Origin of the sequence: Streptacidiphilus melanogenes, assembly GCF_000787835.1 — a bacterium.
GTDB lineage: Bacteria > Actinomycetota > Actinomycetes > Streptomycetales > Streptomycetaceae > Streptacidiphilus > Streptacidiphilus melanogenes.
The window spans coordinates 56,964-78,054 of sequence record NZ_BBPP01000003.1 but is presented as its reverse complement, the minus strand read 5'-3'; the positions used below and the strand labels follow the sequence as shown (position 1 = coordinate 78,054).

General features: G+C 73.4%; 21 protein-coding genes. 13 read left to right on the top strand and 8 right to left on the bottom strand.

Features of this window, described 5'->3' with window-relative positions; genetic code table 11:
• Positions 1 to 30: 30 nt before the first annotated feature.
• Complete coding sequence (locus TR49_RS04175; RefSeq protein WP_042377267.1) at positions 31 to 777, top strand: glycoside hydrolase family 16 protein; 747 nt, start codon at positions 31 to 33, stop codon at positions 775 to 777.
• 10 nt (positions 778 to 787) lie between these two features.
• Here the strand turns inward: TR49_RS04175 and TR49_RS04170 are convergent, their stop codons facing one another.
• Positions 788 to 1,870 (bottom strand): PP2C family protein-serine/threonine phosphatase, encoded by a 1,083-nt coding sequence (locus TR49_RS04170; RefSeq protein WP_052434001.1) that lies wholly within the window; start codon positions 1,868 to 1,870, stop codon positions 788 to 790.
• A gap of 355 nt (positions 1,871 to 2,225) precedes the next feature.
• On the opposite strand from TR49_RS04170, the gene TR49_RS04165 reads away from it, so the two are divergent.
• Positions 2,226 to 3,167, top strand: a complete 942-nt coding sequence (locus tag TR49_RS04165; RefSeq protein WP_042377265.1) for a hypothetical protein — start codon at positions 2,226 to 2,228, stop codon at positions 3,165 to 3,167.
• Positions 3,168 to 3,209: 42 nt separating this feature from the next.
• Here TR49_RS04165 and TR49_RS04160 read toward each other — a convergent pair whose 3' ends face one another.
• Positions 3,210 to 5,045: a gamma-glutamyltransferase family protein gene (locus tag TR49_RS04160; RefSeq protein ID WP_042377263.1), complete on the bottom strand. Its 1,836-nt coding sequence runs from the start codon at positions 5,043 to 5,045 to the stop codon at positions 3,210 to 3,212.
• Between the two features lie 475 nt (positions 5,046 to 5,520).
• Here TR49_RS04160 and TR49_RS04155 point away from each other — a divergent pair, with 475 nt between their 5' ends.
• From TR49_RS04155 to TR49_RS04130, 7 genes are all read left to right on the top strand, one after another.
• Entirely contained in the window at positions 5,521 to 5,946 is a 426-nt protein-coding gene (locus TR49_RS04155) for an SSI family serine proteinase inhibitor (protein ID WP_052433999.1), read from the top strand.
• Between the two features lie 10 nt (positions 5,947 to 5,956).
• The gene (locus TR49_RS04150; protein ID WP_042377261.1) at positions 5,957 to 6,187 is read left to right on the top strand and encodes a hypothetical protein; all 231 of its coding nucleotides are present in this window, start codon (positions 5,957 to 5,959) and stop codon (positions 6,185 to 6,187) included.
• Between the two features lie 112 nt (positions 6,188 to 6,299).
• Positions 6,300 to 6,884, top strand: coding sequence for an adenylate kinase (locus tag TR49_RS04145; protein ID WP_042377259.1), 585 nt, complete (start codon positions 6,300 to 6,302; stop codon positions 6,882 to 6,884).
• Positions 6,885 to 6,993: 109 nt separating this feature from the next.
• The gene (locus tag TR49_RS04140) at positions 6,994 to 9,522 is read left to right on the top strand and encodes a SpoIIE family protein phosphatase (RefSeq protein ID WP_236653215.1); all 2,529 of its coding nucleotides are present in this window, start codon (positions 6,994 to 6,996) and stop codon (positions 9,520 to 9,522) included.
• A gap of 116 nt (positions 9,523 to 9,638) precedes the next feature.
• Positions 9,639 to 9,833 (top strand): hypothetical protein, encoded by a 195-nt coding sequence (locus tag TR49_RS42395; RefSeq protein WP_152627055.1) that lies wholly within the window; start codon positions 9,639 to 9,641, stop codon positions 9,831 to 9,833.
• 21 nt (positions 9,834 to 9,854) lie between these two features.
• Positions 9,855 to 10,784, top strand: coding sequence for an NAD-dependent protein deacetylase (locus TR49_RS04135; protein WP_042377254.1), 930 nt, complete (start codon positions 9,855 to 9,857; stop codon positions 10,782 to 10,784).
• 144 nt (positions 10,785 to 10,928) lie between these two features.
• On the top strand, positions 10,929 to 11,450 hold the full coding sequence (locus TR49_RS04130; RefSeq protein WP_052433998.1) for an RICIN domain-containing protein: 522 nt from the start codon (positions 10,929 to 10,931) through the stop codon (positions 11,448 to 11,450).
• Between the two features lie 187 nt (positions 11,451 to 11,637).
• Here TR49_RS04130 and TR49_RS04125 read toward each other — a convergent pair whose 3' ends face one another.
• From TR49_RS04125 to TR49_RS04110, 4 genes are all read right to left on the bottom strand, one after another.
• Positions 11,638 to 12,207: a Clp protease N-terminal domain-containing protein gene (locus tag TR49_RS04125; RefSeq protein ID WP_042377245.1), complete on the bottom strand. Its 570-nt coding sequence runs from the start codon at positions 12,205 to 12,207 to the stop codon at positions 11,638 to 11,640.
• A gap of 2 nt (positions 12,208 to 12,209) precedes the next feature.
• Positions 12,210 to 12,446, bottom strand: a complete 237-nt coding sequence (locus tag TR49_RS04120; protein ID WP_042377242.1) for a hypothetical protein — start codon at positions 12,444 to 12,446, stop codon at positions 12,210 to 12,212.
• 107 nt (positions 12,447 to 12,553) lie between these two features.
• Entirely contained in the window at positions 12,554 to 12,835 is a 282-nt protein-coding gene (locus TR49_RS04115; RefSeq protein ID WP_052433997.1) for a hypothetical protein, read from the bottom strand.
• A 101-nt stretch (positions 12,836 to 12,936) separates the two neighbouring features.
• Positions 12,937 to 13,602: a TetR/AcrR family transcriptional regulator gene (locus TR49_RS04110; RefSeq protein ID WP_042377239.1), complete on the bottom strand. Its 666-nt coding sequence runs from the start codon at positions 13,600 to 13,602 to the stop codon at positions 12,937 to 12,939.
• A gap of 109 nt (positions 13,603 to 13,711) precedes the next feature.
• On the opposite strand from TR49_RS04110, the gene TR49_RS04105 reads away from it, so the two are divergent.
• Positions 13,712 to 14,743, top strand: coding sequence for a medium chain dehydrogenase/reductase family protein (locus tag TR49_RS04105; protein ID WP_042377237.1), 1,032 nt, complete (start codon positions 13,712 to 13,714; stop codon positions 14,741 to 14,743).
• A gap of 92 nt (positions 14,744 to 14,835) precedes the next feature.
• Entirely contained in the window at positions 14,836 to 15,642 is an 807-nt protein-coding gene (locus TR49_RS04100) for an MBL fold metallo-hydrolase (protein ID WP_042377234.1), read from the top strand.
• Positions 15,643 to 15,699: 57 nt separating this feature from the next.
• Here TR49_RS04100 and TR49_RS04095 read toward each other — a convergent pair whose 3' ends face one another.
• On the bottom strand, positions 15,700 to 18,120 hold the full coding sequence (locus tag TR49_RS04095) for an ABC transporter permease (RefSeq protein WP_084724548.1): 2,421 nt from the start codon (positions 18,118 to 18,120) through the stop codon (positions 15,700 to 15,702).
• Positions 18,117 to 18,857: an ABC transporter ATP-binding protein gene (locus tag TR49_RS04090; protein ID WP_042377230.1), complete on the bottom strand. Its 741-nt coding sequence runs from the start codon at positions 18,855 to 18,857 to the stop codon at positions 18,117 to 18,119. Before TR49_RS04090 ends, TR49_RS04095 begins: the two co-directional genes overlap by 4 nt.
• Positions 18,858 to 19,010: 153 nt before the next feature.
• Here TR49_RS04090 and TR49_RS04085 point away from each other — a divergent pair, with 153 nt between their 5' ends.
• Complete coding sequence (locus tag TR49_RS04085) at positions 19,011 to 20,252, top strand: sensor histidine kinase (RefSeq protein WP_042377228.1); 1,242 nt, start codon at positions 19,011 to 19,013, stop codon at positions 20,250 to 20,252.
• Positions 20,249 to 20,965: a response regulator gene (locus TR49_RS04080; RefSeq protein ID WP_042377226.1), complete on the top strand. Its 717-nt coding sequence runs from the start codon at positions 20,249 to 20,251 to the stop codon at positions 20,963 to 20,965. Before TR49_RS04085 ends, TR49_RS04080 begins: the two co-directional genes overlap by 4 nt.
• The last annotated feature ends 126 nt before the right edge of the window (positions 20,966 to 21,091 follow it).

Genomic DNA, 21,091 nt, shown 5'->3' with positions numbered 1-21,091 from the left:
GCCGGCCGTCGAGGAGAGCCGAGGTCGTCCGTGAAGCGTCCGATCAGCGTGTGTGCCGCGGTCCTGCCGGCGCTCCTCCTCGTCGCGGCGGCCCCGGCCGCCGGTACCAGGCCGGGCGTCAGGGCTCTCCCCGACTGGCACCTGGTCCTCGACGACGAGTTCGACGGCACCGCCCTGGACACGGCGATCTGGCGGCCCGGCTGGTTCGGCTCGGGCCTCACCGGCCCGGTCAGCAGCTCGGAGAAGCAGGGCTACGACTCGGCCAACGTCACCGAGTCCGGCGGCCGCCTGCGGCTGGCGCTCACCGCCGAGCACGGCGCGCTCGTGTCCAGCAACCCGCACGACGGCCGCGCCTCCGGCGGCTTCGAGTTCACCGGGCCCGCCCTGGTGGAGGCCCGGATCCGGACGCCCGGGACCACCTCCGTTGCCGTCGACAACTGGCCTGCCTTCTGGTCGGACGGCCAGCGCTACCCCGCCGACGGCGAGATCGACACGATGGAGGGCCTGAACGGGCGGCTCTGCTTCCACGTCCACGACGGCACGGGCGCGCCCGGCGCCTGCACGAGTCTCCGCCCGGGCTGGCACGTCTACGCCTCGTACTGGAACCCGGACGACCGGACCGTGACGTTCTACTACGACGGCTACACCCTCGCGCAGGAGCCCTTCACGAACGGCGGCGCGGCCCAGTACCTGGTCCTGGACAACACCAGCAGCACCACGCCGGTCCCGCAGACGATGCTCGTCGACTGGCTCCGGGTCTGGCAGTGGAAGTCCTGAACCCCGCAGTTCAGTCGGTGGCGCGTTCGAGGACGAGCACGACGGCGTCGTCCTTCAGGGTCTCGGCCCAGGTGCCCACGTCCTGCTCGATGAACTCCGCGACGCGCGCGGGGCTGCGCCGGTGGCCGGTGCGGCCGGTGAAGTACGAGCCGAGCCGGCTGGTGAGGGGGTAGAAGTTGTCGTGGGTGTCGCGGGCCTCGGTGATGCCGTCGGAGTAGGCGACCAGAAGGTCGCCGTCCGACAGGCGGTGGGTGACCTCGTCCTGACGCGGGACGCCGAGCATGGAGCCGAGGCCGAGCGGCAGGGCGAAGGGGGCCTCGATCGGGCGGACAGCGTCAGCGTCCAGGAGCAGCACCGGCGGGTGCCCGCGGTTGAGCAGGCGCACCACGGGCTCGTCCGAGGGGAACTCGAGCAGGACCGCGGTCACGAAGAGCTCCTCGTCGTGGGCGTCGGCCGAGTCCAGCATCAGGGCGGTCTCGATCCGCTCTGCGACGTCGCTGAGGCTCTTCTGGACGGCTGCCGCCTCGCGGAAGGTGGCCAGGGCCGTGGCGACGGTGGCGACCGCGCCGTTGCCCTTGCCGCGGACGTCGCCGAGGATCATCCGGGTTCCCCAGGCGGACTGCCGCACTCCGTAGAGGTCGCCGCCGACCAGCGCCTCCGCGTCCGCCGCGCGGTAGAAGCCCGCCATGGCGACGCTGCCGACCCGCCGTGGCAGCGGACGCAGGAGGGCCCGCTGGGCGGCCTCGGCGAGCGCCTGGACCCGTTCCAGGCGCTCGCTCGACCGGGTCGTGGACACCGTGAAGAACACCGCCGCCCCGGCGATCACCGCGTTCGCGCCGAAGTCCACCCCGAAGTGCGCGCTGTAGGCCCGGCCCTGGTCGATCTGCAGGGCGATCATCCCGGCGGCGCCCGTGAGGGCCACGACGATCACCCAGGCCGTGCGGTAGTACAGGGCCGCGAGCGGGGCGGCGGCGCTGAGCAGCGAGAGGTAGGAGTAGGCGCTCGGCGTCGTCAGCTCGAGCGTCATGCTCACCGCGATCAGCACCCAGGGCAGCGGTGCGACCCACCGCGCCCGGGAAACGGATTCCGTCACAACTTCCTGGGTACCACGCCGCCACGGACTCCGCCGGTCGGGCGCAGGTGGGCCGCTCGGGGGCCGACGCCCCGGGTCCTGGAGCCGCCGGGGTCGTGTTCGTGGTCGACCGGTTCGTGCCCGGCGCGTGAGACCTTCCGCGGGCCGTTGATTCCAGCATGTGAGAGACCGTCAAGGTCCTTTGTCCACGACTTGTTCACAGGGCCGATTCAGGGTGCCCGACCCGTAACGCCACGCTCACCGCATGTGTATGATCTGCGACCCCGGCCCGGTTCAGTCGCGGAACAGGTGCGGCTTAATCGTTACATTCCGGGCTATCTTCACCAAACCTACTCTCTGGCTAGGATCCGGACTCATGGCACTTTTTGGGCGCTCCAAGTCGTCTCCACGCCTGATGCCCGAGCTGGACGACGGAGAACTGGGCAGGCTGTGCAAGCAGCTCAGCCCCTCCACCATGCGCAGCATGGCGGATTTCAACGTGGAGGCCGCCGAGCGCCTGATGAAGGACGCGGACACGGACTGGGACCGGCGCTGGCACCGGCTCTCGGTGCTGGCCGAGTACACGGCGGACTTCAACTTCGAGCGGTCCTGGCTCATGCGTCGCCCGCGCAGCGTCGACGCAATGATCTTCGGCGCCTGGGTGGCGGCGGTCCGGGTGGCCCGCGGCGAGCCCGCGACGGAGCTGCCGGAGGCGGCGGACGCCTGCTACCAGGCCAGTGAGCTGCGGCCCGAGGACCCGTTGCCGCTGGTGGTGCTGCTGGCGATACTCCGGCTCATGCGTCGCCCGTCGCATGAGCTGAACGAGGTCTGGCAGGGCGTCGTCATCCGCGACCCGTGGAACCGCGAGGCGCACCTGCAGGTGCTCGCGTACCTCTCGCCGGAGGAGTGCGGTCTGGCCGGCCAGGCACGTGAGTTCGTCGACGCCCAGCAGACCAGGATGCCGGCGGACGCCCCCGCAACGGCGCTGGAACTCACCGCGTCCGTCCGGGAGTTCCACCGGGCCACGACCGGCAACCAGCTCAACGGCATTCTGGCCGACATGTGGTGGGACCGGCCCCACGCCGCCGCGGTGCTGAACCGTGCCCTGACCCTGTGGACCCGGCCTGGCTTCCTGCGCCATGCCGCGGCGCTGGCCGACCTGAACCTGCTCGCCTACGCCCTCACCCAGGCCGGACGGACCTCCGAGGCGGGGGCGGTGTTCGAGCAGCTGGGGTCGACGGTGGTCGGCTGGCCGTGGGTGGAGCGGGGCGACCCGGTCGAGCAGTTCGCGGCCTGGCGCTCCCGCGTACTGCGCTGAGTCCCGCCTGACGGCGGCGGACCGCCCCGGCCCTGGCGGGGCTCAGCGGCCGACCGCGTAGCCCTGCATGCCGCGCGGGTTGGCCGCCGCCGAGAGCACGCCCGTGCGCGGGTCGCGGGCCACCGCGCACAGGCGGCCCTCGGACCAGGGGTCGCCGAGGGTGACGTCGTGGCCGCGGGCCCGGAGCTGGGCGGCCGCCGCCGCGCCGATCCGGTCCTCGACGACGAGGCTGCCGGGTCGCATGCCGCGCGGATAGAAGGAGCTGGGGAAGGCGTCGGTGTGCCAGTTCGGGGCGTCGACCGCGCCCTGCAGGTCAGGTTGCCCGTTCACCCGGGGACGCAGGGCCACCGCGAGGAAGAAGTGCAGGCTCCACTGGTCCTGCTGGTCGCCGCCGGGGGTGCCGAAGGCCAGGACCGGCTCGCCGTCGCGCAGCGCCAGAGAGGGGGTGAGCGTCGTGCGCGGGCGGCGGCCGGGGGTGAGCGAGTTGGGCAGACCGGGTTCGAGCCAGGCCATCTGCAGCCGGGTGCCGAGCGGGAAGCCCAGCTCGGGAACGACGGGGTTGGACTGCAGCCAGCCGCCGCTGGGCGTGGCGGAGACCATGTTGCCCCAGCGGTCCACCACGTCGAGGTGGCAGGTGTCGCCACGGGTCAGGCCGTCGCGGCCGACGGTCGGTTCGCCCGTCCCCGCGGGCAGCGCGCCAGCGGGCGGCGTGCCGAGGGCGTCGAAGCCGTCATCGTTGCCGGTCTTGGCGAGGCGGTCGACGCAGGCAGGCAGACGCGGGGGCCGTCCCCCGGGGGCGCCGGGCCGCAGCTCCCGGCTCGCCCGGTCGCCGATCAGGGACCTGCGGGCGGCGTTGTACCCGGGTGAGAGCAGGTCGGCGAGCGGGACGTCGGCCGCGTCGCCGTACCAGGCCTCGCGGTCGGCCATGGCCAGCTTGGTAGCCTCGACCAGGACGTGCACGTAGCCCGCCGTGCCGTACGCGGTCTCGCCCGTTCCGAAGTCGTCAGGGAGCAGCGCGAGTTGCTGCAGTAGCGCCGGGCCCTGGCTCCAGGGGCCCGCCTTGCACACCGTCCAGCCGTTCCAGTCCAGGGTGACCGGCGCCTCGTAGCCGGCCCGGTAGGAGGCGAGGTCGTCGCCGGTCAGGGCGCCGACGTGGCGCTCACCGGAGGTGTCCATGGTCGGCCGGGCGGCGGCGCGGACCAGCGCCTCGGCGACGAAGCCCTCGCGCCAGACGCGGCGGGCGGCCTCGATCTGCGTCTCGCGGTCCGTCCCCGCCGCCTCCGCCTCGGCGATGACGCGTCGCCAGGTGGCCGCGAGGGCGGGGTTGCGCAACAGCTCGCCGCCCCGCGGGGCGCGGCCGCCGGGCAGGTAGAGCGCGGCGGAGCTGGTCCACTCCTGCTCGAACAGCTCGCGCACCGTCTCGACGGTGGCGCCGACGCGCGTCAGCGCCGGATGCCCGGACTCGGCGTAGTGGACGGCGTAGCGCAGCACGTCGGCGAGGCGCCGGGTGCCGTGGTCGCGCAGCAGCAGCATCCAGGCGTCGAAGGCTCCGGGCACGGCGGCGGCCAGCGGCCCGGTGCCGGGGACGAGCTCCAGACCGAGCCCGCGGTAGTGGGCCACGGTGGCTCCGGCCGGGGCCGGCCCCTGCCCGCACAGGACGGTGGGCGCGACGCCGACGGGGGCCAGCAGGACGGGCACCTCGCCGGCCGGTCCGTTCAGGTGCGGCTCGACCACGTGCAGGACGAAACCGGCCGCGACGGCGGCGTCGAAGGCGTTCCCGCCGTCCTCGAGGACGGCCATCGCGCACTGCGAGGCGAGCCAGTGCGTGGTGGAGACCATGCCGAAGGTGCCCTGCAGGGTGGGACGGGTGGTGAACATCGGTCAGTTCTCCCAGCGTGTGACGGGCGGCCACTCTGACATGAAAGCGGTGCCCACCGGCAGGGGGTATTACCCATGAAGATCAGAGGCTACGACCGGCAGCCCGGCCCGGCGCAAAAACCCACGCCCGGCGCACATGCCGGCCGTTCCGGCGTGGCCTGACCGCCGGGCTTGCGCAGGTGCGACGAACGACTCCCGTCAGCACCCGCGCGACGCGCGGACGCCGCGATTCCGCTGGCCATCCGGCCCCAGCTGCCACCGGGCCGGTGGGGAGCGGGTGTTGAGCGGCTGTCGAGCGGGAACCGAAGGGGGGCGAAACGGAACGGCGCGAGCCTGAATCCAGCCATTGTGATATGTACATGTCATGACCTGTTCGGCCCATCAACTGCACGACGTGACAAAACCGTGTGGCAGTGTCCTCGCTCGGGACGAACCGACCGCTCATGCGGTCACGGAACGCAGCTCGGAGGACACCATGCGTCACAACTCGCGTCGACTGGCCACCACCGCTCTCCTCGCGGTCACGGGCCTGATCGCGCCGGCCGCACCACTCGCCTTCGCCGATCCCGCCCCCGGGGCGGCGACGGGACCCTCGGTGCTGGTGCTGACGGTGACCCCGGGCACCCCTGCCGTGCCGGGGATCGGCCACTCGGTCGTGCTCCAGTGCGGCGACGAGCCGGGCGGCACCCACCCCTCGCCCGCCGCCGCCTGCGCGGCGCTGCGGACCGACGGGCTCGACTTCACCGCCAAGCCCACTGTCCAGACGATGTGCCCCGACATCGTCCGCCCGGTGACCGTCAGCGCGACGGGCGTGTGGGACGGCGACCCGGTGGAGTACCAGCACACCTACACCAACGAGTGTCTGATGCAGCGCGCGACCGGCGTGCTGTTCACCCTCTGATCGGAGTGCCATGCAGAGCTCACCCACGTTCCTGAGAAACACCGGCCGGACCGACGGCAGCGTGGAGCGGTGGCTCCACGACCTCACGGGCTTCGTGGTCGCGGGGATCGCCCGTCTGGACCGTCCGTGGCAGGAACATGCGCGGCGCAACGCCTTCGAGGCGGTCGCCGCGCTGCGCAGAGATCGCAGGGAGCGTCTTCCCTTCCCGGCCCCCCAGCGCACCGCACCGTTCTCGCGCTGAACTCACCGCACACCCGGATCGGGTACACCGATCGGGTATACCGCACCGCCGCGTCGGGAACCAGATGGACGATCGGATGCCATCCTCCGCCACGAAAGGCCCCCGACGTCAGATGCGACTCGTCTTCATCGGCCCGCCCGGAGCGGGCAAGGGCACCCAGGCAGCCATGCTCAGTTCCGCCCTGGGCGTCCCCCACATCTCCACCGGCGACCTCTTCCGCCGGCACCGCGAGCGGCGCACGCCGCTCGGGCGGGACGCCGAGCGCTACCTGGACGCGGGTGAGCTGGTGCCGGACTCGGTCACCGTCGACATGGTGCGGATGCGCCTCGACGAGCCCGACGCCCGGCACGGGTTCATCCTGGACGGCTTCCCGCGGACGGTCCCTCAGGCCGACGGGCTCACCCTGCTCCTGGACGGGTCCGGCGTGAAGCTCGACGCCGTCGTCGAGTTCACCGCGCCCGAGGACGTCCTGGTCGACCGGCTGCTCGCCCGCGGGCGCCAGGACGACGCCGAGGACGTCATCCGCAACCGTCAGCGGGTGTACCACCGAGACACCGCCCCGGTGTTGGCCTACTACGCCGACCTGCTCGTGTCGGTCGACGCCGTGGGCGGAGCGGAGCAGATCGCCGACGAGGTGCTGACCCGCCTCCAGGCAGAACCGCAGGCCGGACGTCACCAGCGTCACCGCGGCAACTGATCCCCTCACCTCGTGGCCCCGTCGAGCTCACGCTGGGTGCGTGCGCAGGCGGGGCCGCCACCTGCGGTTTCGCCTTGACACACCAGGAGGCCGAGCGTACAGAGAAGGGGTGCGCCAGGATGTGCCCAATGATCCGGGTGGGGCGACCCGGACCACTCGCGGCGGCGGAGCCGGCGGCCTCGCGTCAGCCGCCGCCCGTCACTGCGACGATCTGCTGGCCGACGCGGTGGAACGCACCGTGCGCGGCACCGGCGCCTACGGCTCCATGGTCTACCTGCGCTCACGGGACCGCCGGTCCCTGGTGCTGAGCACCGTCGTCGGGGTGCCCGTCGCCACGCTGGAGCCGTTCCGCAGGGTCTCGGTGCAGGGCGCGCTCCCGGGATCGCTCGCCTACCGCTCGCGGCGCACCGTGCACCTGGCGGGGCCCGAGGAGACCATGCGCCGCTTCCCGCAGCTGCTGATGGGTCTGCCGTACGCCTTCGCGTCCGCCTACACCCCGGTCATGGACGGCGAGGAGGTCTTCGGCGTGCTCTGCGCGCTGTGGCCGGCCACCGACCAGGGCGTGCCCACGACCGCTCGGCGGCATCTGCGGCAGACCGCGCGCCGGCTCGGCGCCGAGCTGTCCCAGCTGCTCGCCGACGGCGGGTCGGTCGAGGCCCGGACCACGGTCGTGGAACTGCCCTGGCTGACGGGTCAGGCGGTCCAGCTCGGGCTGTTCGACCTGGACCTCGAGACAAGGGCGCTCGACCTCGACGACGCGCTCTGCTCGCTGTTCGGCCTCGCCCCCGGGACCGGCACCGGCCGGGCCGTCGAGGTGCTGACCACCGCGATCGACGCCGACGACCTGCCGCGGGTGCGGGCCGCGCTGCGGCGCGCCTACCGGACGGGCCGGTTCCCGCCGCTGCGTCTGCGGGTCGTCGACGCCTCGAAGCGTGTGCGCCCCGTCCAGGTCTGGGCGCGGGTGCGCGAGGGGGTCGCCCACGGCGTGCGCGGACCGCACCTGGTCGGCGCGGTGCTCGACATCGGGACCACGGCGGCCGCGGCGCAGACGGTCGAACGGATGCGGCAGGGCGTGTTCTCGCTCGACGGGGACGGGCGGGTGCTGTACGCCAACCTGGGCGCGGAGCTGATGCTCGGGGTCGGCCGGGAGACGCTGCTGGGCCGGACACTGTGGGAGATGCTGCCCTGGCTGAGTGATCCGGTCCACGAGGACCGCTACCGGGCGGCGGTGATCTCGCGGCAGCCGACCGCCTTCCTGGCCTGCCGCCCGCCGGACCGCTGGCTGGCGTTCACGCTGCAGCCGGACGCGCAGGGCATGACCGGCACGGTCCAGCCGGGCGCGCTCCCCACCGGCGGCAAGGGCCGGGCGGTGGAGGACATCGCCGTCCCGGTCGCGCAGACCGACGAGGCGGCCCGGCCGGGCGGGGCGGGCGCGATCTACCACCTGCTCCAGCTGGCCGGCGCCCTGGCGCAGGCGGTGTCCGTCCGCGAGGTGTGCGCGGCGGTGGCCGAACAGATCCTGCCCGCGTTCGGCGGCCAGGAGCTGGCGATCTACGTGGTCAGGGAGAACCGGCTGCACCTGGCGCTTCAGGCGGGCTACCCAGAGGGTTTCCTCGATCCCTTCGAGGGCACGCCGATGCGCGCCCGGCTCCCCGGGGTGGACACGTTGACCAGCGGCGCCCCGATCTTCTTCGCGTCCGTCGACGAGCTCGCCGGGGCCTACCCCGGCATCCCGCTGGACCAGATGTGCGCGTGGGCGTTCCTGCCGCTGATCGCCTCCGGTCACCCGGTCGGCAGCTGCATCCTCGGCTTCGACGAGCCGCACCCGTTCACCTCCGAGGAGCGCAGCGTGCTGACCGCGCTCGGGGGCCTGATCGCCCAGGCCCTGGAGCGTGCCCGCCTGTACGACGCGGAGTTCGCCCTCGCCCGCGGGCTGCAGCAGGCGCTGCTCCCCCACGCCCTGCCCCGGCTGGACGACGTGCGCATCGCCGCCCGCTACCTGCCGGGCACGCGCGGGATGGAGATCGGCGGCGACTGGTACGACGCGATCGTCACCGAGCGCGGGCTCTGCCTGGTGATCGGCGACGTCGAGGGGCACAGCGTGGCGGCGGCGGGTGTCATGGGGCAGCTGCGCAGCGCGGTCCGCGCCTTCGTGGCGAGCGGACACCCGCTGGAGCAGGTGCTGGAGCACGTCAACCAGCTGCTGCCCGACCTCGGGTCCGGGCTGCTGGCCAGCTGCTGCCTCGTCGAGCTGGACCCGGCCACGGGCCGGGCGCAGGGCGTCCGCGCGGGCCATCTGCCCCCGCTGCTGCGTCACCCCGACGGGCGCACCGACGTGCTGGACCTGGGCGGCGGGGTGCTGCTGGGCGTGGATCCGAGGGCGACCTTCCCGGTCGAGGAAGTGGTCCTGGCCCCCGGCTCGGTGCTGGCCCTGTACACCGACGGCCTGGTCGAGCGCCCGGACGGGCAGATCGACCACGGCATCGACCGCCTGCGCGCCGCGCTGGCCCACGCGGACGTGCCCTCGCTGGAGCAGCTCGCGGACCGGCTGCTCGCGGACGCGTTGCCCGCGACCAGCCGCCTGGACGACGTGGCGATGCTGCTGGCCTCGATCGACCGCTGGGGCCCCGCCCGCTGAGGGCTCCTGCGCCGCTCGCAGCTCGCCGAACCGCACGGCGTGTCCGGCTGACGTGTCCACCACCAGATCGCCTAGACTCGCCCGAGCGGCACCGCAGGCCGCGCACCGAGCGGAACATGGCAGCCAGCGCGCAGCTCACCGCGGCGCGCGGCCCGTCGGGGCCCCCTCCGGCGCGGGAGCCGGGCGGGCCGGGCGGTGGCGGCAGGCCCGCTCCCCGGGTGGACGAGGAGCTGCTGCGCGTCCTGGACTGGGCCACACCGCTGCCCGATGCGCTGCCCGAGGCTCCCGCGGACGGCCCCTCGACTGCCTGAGGATCGCCGTACCCTGCATGCATGCGGATGCGACCGACTCTGACCTGGACGCCCACCGGCGTCCCGCCGGCCCCGGCGTCGACCAGCGTGGAGGCCGTCGCCTCCGTCGTGCGCGCGGGCCGCGTCCTGGTCCTGAGCGGCGCCGGGCTGTCCACCGAGTCGGGGATCCCCGACTACCGCGGCGAGAGCGGCACGCTGCGCCGCCACACCCCGATGACCTACCAGGACTTCACCGGCAGCGACGAGGCCCGGCGCCGCTACTGGGCCCGCAGCCACCTGGGCTGGCGCGCGATCACCGGGGCCCACCCCAACAGCGGCCACCACGCCGTGACGACGCTGGCCCGGCACGGCTACCTCACCGGCGTGATCACGCAGAACGTCGACGGCCTGCACCGCGCGGCGGGGACGGCCGAGCTCGTCGAGACCGTCGAGCTGCACGGCAGCCTCGACCGTGTCGTCTGCCTCGGCTGCCGCGGGACCAGCCCGCGCGCGGAGCTCGACCGCCGACTGCGGGAGGCCAATCCCGACTTCGCGGCGACCGCCACCCGGATCAACCCGGACGGCGACGCGGACCTGCCCGACGCCCTCGTCCGCGCCTTCCGCACGGTGCCCTGCGCGGGTTGCGGAGACGGAACCCTCAAACCCGACGTGGTCTTCTTCGGCGAGAACGTCCCCCGCTCCCGGGTGGACCAGTGCTACCGCCTGGTGGAGGAGTCCGACGCCGTCCTCGTCCTCGGCTCCTCGCTGACAGTCCTCTCCGGCCTGCGCTTCGTCCGCCATGCGGCCGGCCGCGGCATCCCGGTCCTCATCATCAACCAGGGCCGCACCCGTGGCGACGAGCACGCGGCCCACCGCGTCGACCTCCCCCTCGGCCGCGCGCTCACCGAGCTCACCCGGTTGCTCGGACTCCAGCAACCGTCAGCACCCGTGGTGGACTTGCCGGGGCGGTGATTCGGCCAATCCGGTTGCCGCCCGGACGGGCGTGATCCAAGATGATCACCGATCAACGACCGGCCGTCGCGGCCGTCCTGTGAACATCCGGGGGGGTTCTCCTTGTCTGTCCGCATCCTGCCGTCCTGGCGTCGTTCTCTCTGCATGACCGTCGCCGCCGCGGGCTTCCTGGTCATGCTTCCAGCCGCCTCGGCCCATGCCTCAGATCCCGAGCCGTTCGTCATGGAGAACATCAACTCCCGCCTTTGTCTTGAGATCGGGGGGTGGTCCTCGGCGAACGGGGGCACCGCCGATCAGTGGAACTGCATCTATCCCGGTGACAACCCCGACGCCAACCAGGCGTGGCGGTTCGAGCCGGTGAACGGCTACTACCGGATCGTCAACGCCTTCAGCGGGAAGTGCCTCGAGGTTCAGGGCTGGTCCCAGTCCAACGGCGCCACCGTCGACCAGTGGGACTGTCTCAGCAACAGCAACGGCCCGGACACCAACCAGCTGTGGTTCGTGGGCGGCGGCCGGGTCATCAACGTGAACAGCAACAAGTGCCTCGAGGTGCAGGGCTGGTCCCAGTCGAACGGCGGCAGGGTCGACCAGTGGGACTGCCTGAGCAACAGCAGCGGCAGCGACCCGAACCAGCAGTGGACGCTCATCGGCCCGTACGACATGTGACGTAGCCCGGAAAGGGGAAATGCCCCGGCCGAGCACGACGGCCGGGGCAGAGATCCCGCACACGGGGGTACGGCGGGGTCCTGGTTCGATGTTCCACGAACCGCAGGGCGGGGCGGTACCTCCGCTCGGCGGTCTGGACACCGCCGATCGTCGGATTCGACTGGCGGGCAGGTGTACTGACCGACCCTCAGGCGAGGGTTGCGCGGACGCGCCCGCGCAGGTCGGCGAGTTCGAAGCCGCGGGCGTGCACGAGGCGGGCGGCGGGGGCCTCCTCGAGCCTCAGCAGCCCGAGGAGGAGGTGGCCGGGGAGGATCACCCGGCTCTTCAGCGCGAGAGCCTCGCGCAGCGAGAGCTCCAGGGACTTCTTCGCCTCGGGAGTGAACGGGAGATGCCCACCGGGCAAACCCCCGCCGCCGCGCCTGCGGCGCCCCGCGGCGCTGCCTGCCCCACTGAGGGCGCCGACGCCGAAGACCGCCTCCACCTTCTCGCGCACGGCGTCCAGGTCGATGCCGATGGTGTCCAACGCCTCGGCGTCCAGCTCCGGGCCTGGCGCGGCGTGGCCGCCGCGGACCGCCTCGCGGGCGGTCGGCAGGTCGAGCCCGCCCTCGGCGAGCAGCGCGACGGCGGCGTCGCCCGGCAGGCCGAGCAGGCCGAGCAGGAGGTGTTCGGGGCCGGTCGTGGCACTGTCCAGCATCCGCGCCTCCTCCTGGGCGAGGACGACGGCCCGCCGGAGGTCGGCGGTGAACCGCTCGAACATCGTCAGTCTTCCTTCCTGCGGCCGAACCGGCCGCCGCCGCCGTGCTTCTTGTGGACCGCCTGACGGCTGACGCCGAGGCAGTCCGCGATCATCTGCCACGTCCATCCCTGCGCGCGGGCGTTGCCGACCTGCAGGTCCTCCAGCCGTTCGGCCAGTTCGCGCAGGGCGCGCACGGCCTTCAGGCCGACCGCCGGATCGCGGCTGCTCGCGGCGTCCGCGAGCGTCCTGGTTTCGCTCATGTCTGTCAATGTAGGTTGACAGAGCAAGCCGTGTCAACCCTGGTTGACACGGTGAGGAGAGCGCATGGCCGGATCACACGCGGTCGGATCAGGCGCGGGCGTTGGAATCAGGCGCCACGCAGCGCCTCTTCGCAGTCCAGGCAGTGCCGGCTGCGGTACTCGGGCGGATACCACGGTGCACCGGGGCCCGCGGGCACGTAGGCCTCGGGCTCCAGTTCGTCCGTGTCGAGCCCGCACAGGGTGCGCGGGAGCGGGGCGCCGGGAGCCTCCGCGTCGGCGGCCGCGGCGTGGACCGCGCGGACCCGGGCGCCGATGTCGGTCTCACCGACGTCGGCGTCCACCACCTCCGTGGCGGGCTCCAGCTCCAGCAGGACGACGATCGCGGTCACGACTCGATCGTGCGCCCTTCCCCGCACGCCCGCATCCGCTGGAGGCCGCCCGAACCCGGGCGCGGCCCGGCGCGAGGCGACGGCGCCCTTCGGCGCTCCGGTCAGCCCCCCGTGAGGGCGCGGACCTCGGCGGTGTAGAGCTCCTCGGGGTCGAACCCCATGCCGGTGAAGTGGCCCGCGAGTTCGAGGGAGAGGACGCCGCACAGGCGCGTCCAGAAGACGAGCGCGAGGCGCAGCGCGGACGACGGCGCCGGGTTGCCACCGTCCCAGGAGCGGTGCTCGGCGAGGTGGGCCTCGAGCGGGCCCGGAGCTTCCCGGTCGTCGGGCGTGGCGGCCCCGACCACCCCCGCGCTCGCCTCCAGAAGGACGGCCATGATCTCGGCGGCGATGGACGTGGTGTCCCGGGGGGCCTCGTAGCCCGGCACCGGGGTGCCGTAGACGAGGAAGTAGCGCTGCGGGTCGTCCAGCGCCCACCGGCGCAGGACCTGCGCCAGCGCGGCGAGGTCGGCGCCCGCCTCCGCCCGGAGGCGGACGGCGTCGGCGAGGCTGCGGTACGCGTCCCGGACCAGCGCGGTGATCAGCTCGTCCCGCCCGGCGAAGTAGCGGTAGAGCGCGGGGCCGCTCAGGCCCATCCGCTTGGCGATCGCACTGAGGGACAGCGCCGAGGCTCCGGCGGCCCGGATCTGCTCCCAGGCGTGCGCCTTGATCTCCTGCTGCACCTGGGCCCGGTACCGCTCCCTCGGCGTTCCCGCATCCGTCCCGACCACAGCCCCACCACCTTTCGGCTAGAGGGTATCACTGACGCTCTTGACTATCACGAAGGCGATGAGTTAGAACCTATAACAGAAGCGAGAGCATCTACCGACTGGAGTGGTCATGAGCCGCGAACAGCTTGTCCAGGTCGTCCTGCCCGGGATCGTCGAGCCCGAGGGCCTCGAGATCCGCGAGGCGCCCGTCCCGGAGCCGGGGCCGGGCCAGGTGCTGATCGCCGTCGAGGCGACGGGCGTGTCCTTCGCCGAGCAGCAGATGCGCCGCGGGCGCTACTACGACCAGCCGGCCTTCCCGTTCGTGCCCGGCTACGACCTGGTGGGCCGCGCCCTGCGCACCGGCCCCGGCGTCGACCCGGGCCTGACCGGCCGGCGGCTGGCCGCCCTGGTCAAGGTGGGCGGCTGGGCCAGCCACGTGCTGGTGGACGCGCGGGACACGGTCGAGGTGCCGGACGGGATCTCCCCCGCCCAGGCCGAGACGGTCGTCGTGAACGGCATCACGGCCTGGCAGATGCTGCACCGCAAGGCGCACGTCCGGTCCGGTCAGACGGTCCTGGTGCACGGCGCGGGCGGCGGCGTGGGCTCGGTCCTCGCCCAACTCGCGACCGCGGCGGGCGCCAAGGTCATCGGCACCGCCTCCCCGCGGCACCACGACCAGCTGCGCGCCCTGGGCGCCGTCCCGCTCGACTACCGCACGGGGGACGTCCCCGCCCAGGTGCGCCGGCTGGCGCCCGGCGGCGTGGACGCCGTCTTCGACCACCTCGGCGGCCGCAGCGTCGTCGACTCCTGGCACCTGCTCGCCCCCGGCGGCACCCTCGTCGCCTACGGCAGCGCCTCCACCCGCGACGACACCGGTTCCAAGCAGTGGCCGGTCCTGAAGATCCTCGCCCGCACCTGGACGTGGAACGCGCTGCCCAACCGGCGCCGCGCCACCTTCTACAACATCTGGGCCGGCCACGCCCTCGCCAAGGACCGTTTCCGCGCCCGCCTCCGGGCCGACCTCACCGAGGTCTTCGCCGCCGTCCGCAGCGGCGGGATCACGCCCGGCATCGCCACCCGGCTCCCGCTCACCGAGGCCGCCGCGGCGCTGCGCCTGGCCGAGTCCGGCACCGCGACCGGGAAGATCATCCTCGTCCCCTGAGGAGCGGCCAGGCCGCCCAGGGCCGATGCCCCTGCGCGTCGCTACGATGGGAGGGCGGTTGCGAGCGGCCCCACCCCGGAGGGAGACCGCTCATGCCCGTTCACCGCATCCGGCCCGACATCAGCGTCCTCAGCGACAGCCTCGAGGTGCCCGGGATCGGATACATCCCCGTCAACGCCTTCGTGCTGCACGCGCCGCAGCCGGTCGTCGTCGACACCGGTCTGGGCCTGCCGGACCGCCACTTCCTGGAGGTCCTCGCCCAGGTGGTCGACCCGGCCGACGTGCGCTGGATCTGGCTCACCCACCCGGACCGCGACCACACCGGCGGCATCGACGCCCTCCTGGCGGCGGCCCCGGACGCGAAGCTGGTGACGACCTTCGTCGCGGTGGGGATCATGTCCTGCGAGTCGCCGCTTCCGCTGGACCGGGTCCACCTGCTCAATCCCGGCCAGTCGCTCGACGTCGGCGACCGCACGCTGACCGCGTTCCGGCCGCCGCTGTTCGACAACCCCACCACGGTCGGCTTCTTCGACGACCTGACCGGCGTCTGCTTCAGCTCCGACTGCTTCGGCGCGCCGATGCCCGCCGCCGACGTCGCCGAGAGCACGGACGCCCGCGGCCTCCCGGCCGAGGACCTGCGCGCCGCGCAGCTGATGTGGGCGAGCGTGGACAGCCCCTGGGTCGAGAACGTCGACCCGAAGCGCTTCCTGGACAGCTTCCACCTGCTGCGGGACCGCGCGCCGGAGCTCGTCCTGTCGACGCACCTGCCGGCCGCCGAGGGGATCACCGAGCGGATGGTCGACACCCTCGGCTCGGCGGCGGGGCTCTCCCCGTTCGTCGGCCCCGACCAGGCCGCGCTGGCGCAGATGCTGGCCGGCTTCGAACCCACCGGCCCCTGAGCGGTCCGCTCCGGACCCTCCGCGGCACCAGCACCCGGCGGGCTCTGCGGGCGACCCTCACTCGGTGCGCAGCGCGACCGCCGTCCGCGTCCTGGCGGCCCAGCCGGCCGGCCCCGTCGCGCCGAGCACGGCGATGACCAGGCCGCCGAGGCCGAGCAGGACCAGCGCGGGTGCCTGGTACACGTCCAGCACCACGGACGGCAGGCGCAGACCCGCGCTGTGGCCCATGGCCGGGACCACGATCCGCTGGAGCACCACCCCGAGCGGGACCCCGAGCGCCCCGCCGACCGCACCGATCAGGACCACCTGCGCGAGCACCATCGACACCGTCTGCCGCGGCGTCATCCCGAGCGCCTTGACCACGCCGAGGTCGTGGACGCGTTCGCGGGTGTCGAGCACCACCGCGTTGAGGACGCCCAGGCCGGCGACGACGACGAGCATCAGCGTGAGCAGCCCGGTCAGCGCGTCCAGCATGATCAGCAGCTGACTGGCTCCCCCGCCGTCGCCGAGCTGGGCGATGGCGCCGGTGGGCCGGAGCGCCGCGTTGAGGGCGTTCGCGTAGGCGCTGCGGTCCGTACCGGAGGTGAGCGCGACGGAGAAGTAGGCCGCCTTCAGGTTCGGCTCGGCCGAGGCCAGGGTCCTGGCGTCGGTGAGGAGGTCCATGCCCTGGTTCTCGGTGACGAAGACCTCGCCGGTGATCCTCACAGGGATCGCCCTGCCGTGGTCGGTGAGCACGACCGTGTCGCCGACCCTGGTCCCCGTGGCGGTCAGGAACGGGGTGGGCGCGACGGCCTCGCCGGGCCGGTGGAACCAGGTGCCGGAGACCATCCGGTAGCCGGCCCAGGAGGCGTCGCCGAGGAAGGCGGTGACGTCGACGCTGCCGGTCGTGCCCGCCGCGGTGACCTGTGTCCGGGCTGTGCCGAACCAGGCGCGGGTACCGGGCTGGGCCCCGATGGCCCGGGTCATGGCCGCGGTGTCGACCGTGCCGGGCGCCCTGGTGGCACCGCCGGCCGCGCCGGACGCGCCCGCCACGCCGGAGGCCGGTGGCACGGGCCCGCCGGACTGCGGCGGCGCCGAGGTGAGGACGGTGACGTCGGCGGTGGTCGCCTTGGCGTCCTGGATCCGCTGCAGGGAGCTGCCGAGGCCGAAGGCGAAGGTGACGGCGGCCGCGCCGAACAGGATCGCGGTGACCATCGCGAGGGCCCTGGCTGGACGCGCGAACGGCCGGGCGAGACCCAGCGTCACCGGGCGGGGCAACGGCAGCGCTCGGGAAAGGCGAGCAGCGCGCCGACCGCGTCCGGCCTTCGGCGTGCGGCCCACGGCGAGCGCGTCGACCGTGCGCAGCCGGCCCGCCCGCAGCGCGGTGAGCAGCGCGGTCACCGAGACCATGAGCAGCACCCCGCCGACCACCGCGACGTCGACCGACGGGGCGACGGTGAGCGAGACGGTGCCGTAGACCTGCTCGGTGGTGGCGAGCACCTGACCGGCCACCAGATGGCCGACGAGCGCGCCGAGCACGGTCCCGACGGCTGCGGGGATCAGCGCCTGCCCCATGTAGGCGGACACCACCTGCGCCGGGGTGAAGCCCAGGGCCTTGAGGACCCCGATGCGCCGGGTGCCGGAGCCGACCGCTCCGGCGACGACGTTGCCGACGATCAGCACCGACATCAGCACGCCCAGCAGGCCGAAGGCGGTCAGGAACGGGACGAAGAGTCCGGTGCTCGTGTCGCTGCTGTTCTTGACGTCGAGCCAGGTGCGGGTGCCGCTGAGCGAGCCGGGCGGCGTCCGCGCCGCGATCGCGTCGCGGTCCGCGGCGAGTTGTGCGGTGGTCGACGCGGAGGCGAACCGGTAGAGCATCTGGAACCCGGCGTCGGCACCCTTCGTCCCGGCGAGGCCGGAGACGTCCGAAGGCTCGACCCAGCCGTCCGCCGTGCGGCTGACGGAGCGCGCGATCCCGACGACCCGGAGCGCGGTGACACCGGCGGAGGCGCTCGGGAAGTCGACCTCCTGTCCGAGGCCGAGCTCGGGCCCGGAGTAGTCGGCCGACACGACCAACTGGCCCGGGCCCGACACCCAGTGGCCCGAACTCAAGGTGACGTCGTCGACCGGGCCGCCCGCGTCGGAGCGGGCGACCAGCTTCATCGGGTCCATGGCGACGCCCGGCGGCAGCTCCAGCCCCGGACCGCCGGACGGGTCGGCCGTCACCGTCCGGAACGGGCCCGCCGCGGCGGTGACCCCGGCGTCGTGGGAGGTGGCGTCGACCTCCGCGGCGGTCACCCGGGCGGCGTCGAACTGGGCGGCGAGGTGCGCGCCGTGCTGGAGGGCGAAGGCGTGGTCGAACGGGGCGTTGGACGCGACCAGGAGCGAACCGCCCAGCACCGAGGCGGTGACCGCCATCATCGCGGCGAGACCGGTGACGGCGGTCTGCACCCGTCGCCGGCGGACTCCCGCCCTCACCACCCGGCCGAGCGCGCTCATCGAGCCACCGCCGCGGACCCGTCGGCGACACCGGCCGGCGCGCCGGAACCGCCGTTCACCACGCGGGTGTCCGAGGCGATCCGGCCGTCGGCAATGCGCACGACGCGCGTCGCACAGCTCGCGGCGAGGCCCTCGTCGTGCGTGACGACGACGACCGTCTGGCCGTCGGCGTGCAGCTCCCGCAGCAGCGCCCTCACCTCCTCGCCGGACGCGGAGTCCAGGGCGCCGGTCGGCTCGTCGGCCAGCAGCAGCGGTGGACGGTTCATCAGCGCCCGTGCGACCGCGACCCGCTGGCGCTCGCCGCCGGACAGCCGACCGGGGTAGGCGCGGGCGTGCCGGGCGATGCCGAGGGTCTCCAGCAGCCCGGAGGCCCGGCTGCGGGCCTCACCGCGGCCGACACCCGTCATCTCGGCGGGCAGCACCACGTTGTCGAGGACGGTCAGGTCGTCGAGCAGGTTGAAGAACTGAAAGACCATGCCGACCTTCTCGCGGCGGTAGCGGGCCGCGCCCGCCTCGCCGAGCCGGTCCACCCGCACTCCGGCGACGGTGACCGTGCCGGCGTCGGGGCGGTCCAGGCCCGCGATCATGTTGAGCATGGTGGACTTGCCGCTGCCGGAGGGGCCGAGGATCGCGACGGCCTCCCCCGCCCCCACGGTCATCGAGACGTCGCACAGCGCGGCCGGTCCCTCCGGGAACCGGCGGTGCACCCCGCTCAGTTCGATCACAGGCTCGTTCATGGTCGTTTCCCCTTCTCCCGCCCCTTGCCCGACATCGGAAACGCTAGGGTCGGTCGGTGACCGGCCACCTCGGCCCCGGGAGGCATATCCGGTACACCTCACGGACGATGGCCTCCGGGATCATCCTTCTGATGTAGTCGGGAGAGGGAGAGCGTGAACAGCAGTCCGACGAGCGCGGGCCCGACGGCCTGGCTCCTGAGGGCCACCGAGCCGCTCCCACGCCCGACGCGGCGCCAGCAGCTGCTGGACGCGGGTCTGGCCCTCGCCTTCGCCCTGGTCGCCCTGCGCTACGCCCTCACCACGCCGAACCTGCCTGCCAGCCCGTTGGACGTCAGGTTGCTGGCGCCCGCCGCGGCCGCGCCCCTGGCCTGGCGACGCCGGGCGCCGCTGCCCGCCCTGTGGGCCCAACTCGGTTTCTCCATGGCCTTGCTGGCCCGCCACGTCTTTCCTGACCTGCTGTTCACCGCATCCCTCGTCGCGGCGGTCGCCCTCTACAGCGCCGTCGCCCACAGCCCGCACCGGCGGTTGTGCCTGCTCAGCGCCCCGGTCGCGGTCGCGGTCCTGATCGTCCTGGTGTCGCGGGCACGGCTCCCCCACTTCCCCAACGGCCTGGTCGGCGCGCTGCTGCTGTTCCCGGTCGTGGTCACGGCCCTCGGGCAGCGCCTCTGGGCCCGGCGGGCCGAGGAGAGCCGGGCCCGGGTGCGAGCCCTGGAGCAGGACCGGATCGAGGCCCTGCGCCTGGCCGTGGAGCACGAACGGGCCCGGATCGCCCGCGAGTTGCACGACGTGGTGACCCACAACGTCAGCGTCATGGTGATCCAGGCCGGCGCGGCGCGGATGGTCGTCGACCAGAACCCCGCCCTGGCCAAGGAGGCGCTGCTCGCCATCGAGTCCGGCGGCCGTGCGGCGATGACCGACCTGCGCCACGTCATGGGCCTGCTGACGATGGAAGGTTCCGCCGCCCCCGATGCGGAGCAGCAGCCCGAACTCGCCCCACAGCCGGGTCTGGACGGGCTCGACGCGCTGGTCGAACGGATCCGGCTGACCGGCATCCGCATCGACCTCACGGTCAGCGGCGAACGGCGGGCGCTGCCGCCGGGAGTGGAACTGACGGCCTATCGGGTCGTGCAGGAGGCGCTCACCAACATGGTCAAGCACGCCACCGGCGCCGACGCGCTCGTCCAGGTCGACTACGGTCCACGGGAGTTGTCGGTGGACGTGGCCAACACCGAAGGACGCCCCGGCGAGGCGGCCGCCACCGGCGGCGGCAAGGGCCTGCTCGGCCTGCGCGAACGCCTGGCGCTCTACGGTGGGACCCTGCACACCGGCCCACGGCTCACCGGCGGTTACCGCGTGAAGGCACTGATTCCGCTGGACCTCCTGGAGGACGCATGACCACCCCGCTGCGCGTCGTGATCGCCGACGACCAGGCGCTCGTGCGCACCGGCTTCACGATGATCCTCGGCGCCCAGGGCATCGAGGTCGTCGCCGAGGCCGACACCGGCGCTGCCGCCGTCCAGGCGGTCCGCCGCACCCTGCCGGACGTGGTCCTGATGGACGTCCGCATGCCCGAGATGGACGGCCTCGAGGCAACCCGCCGAATCCTCTCGGCGGACAGCGAGCACTCCCCGCGGGTGATCATTCTGACCACCTTCGACCTCGACCAGTACGTCTACGCCGCCCTCAACGCCGGCGCCAGCGGCTTCCTCCTCAAGGACATCAGCCCCGAACACCTCGTCAACGCCGTCCGCACTGTCCAGACCGGCGACGCGCTGCTCGCCCCCGCCATCACCCGCCGCCTCATCGCCCGCTTCGCCCGCCGCGACGACCCCTCCCTCCCGGGCGGCCACGACCGCGCGGCCCAGCACAGCCGCCTCTCCTCTCTCACCCCGCGCGAGACCGAGGTGCTCCTCCTGATCTCCCACGGCCTCAGCAACAGCGAACTCGCCGCCCACCTCCACCTCTCCGAAGCCACGGTGAAGACCCACGTCGCCCGCATCCTCGCCAAACTCCACCTCCGCGACCGCGTCCAAGCCGTCGTCCTCGCCTACCAAACCGGCCTAGCCACCCCGGCTCACCCCTCACCTGTCGGCGAAGCAGGACGATGAGCGCCATGCCGACGACCGACGAGCCCGAAGGCGAGCTTTCCCGTCCGTAGCGGGAACACCGCAGCGAGCCCGCATTCCGGCGCTCGGAGCCCGACTGGTCCGGCGCTGGGTTCTCCGGCTGGGTGC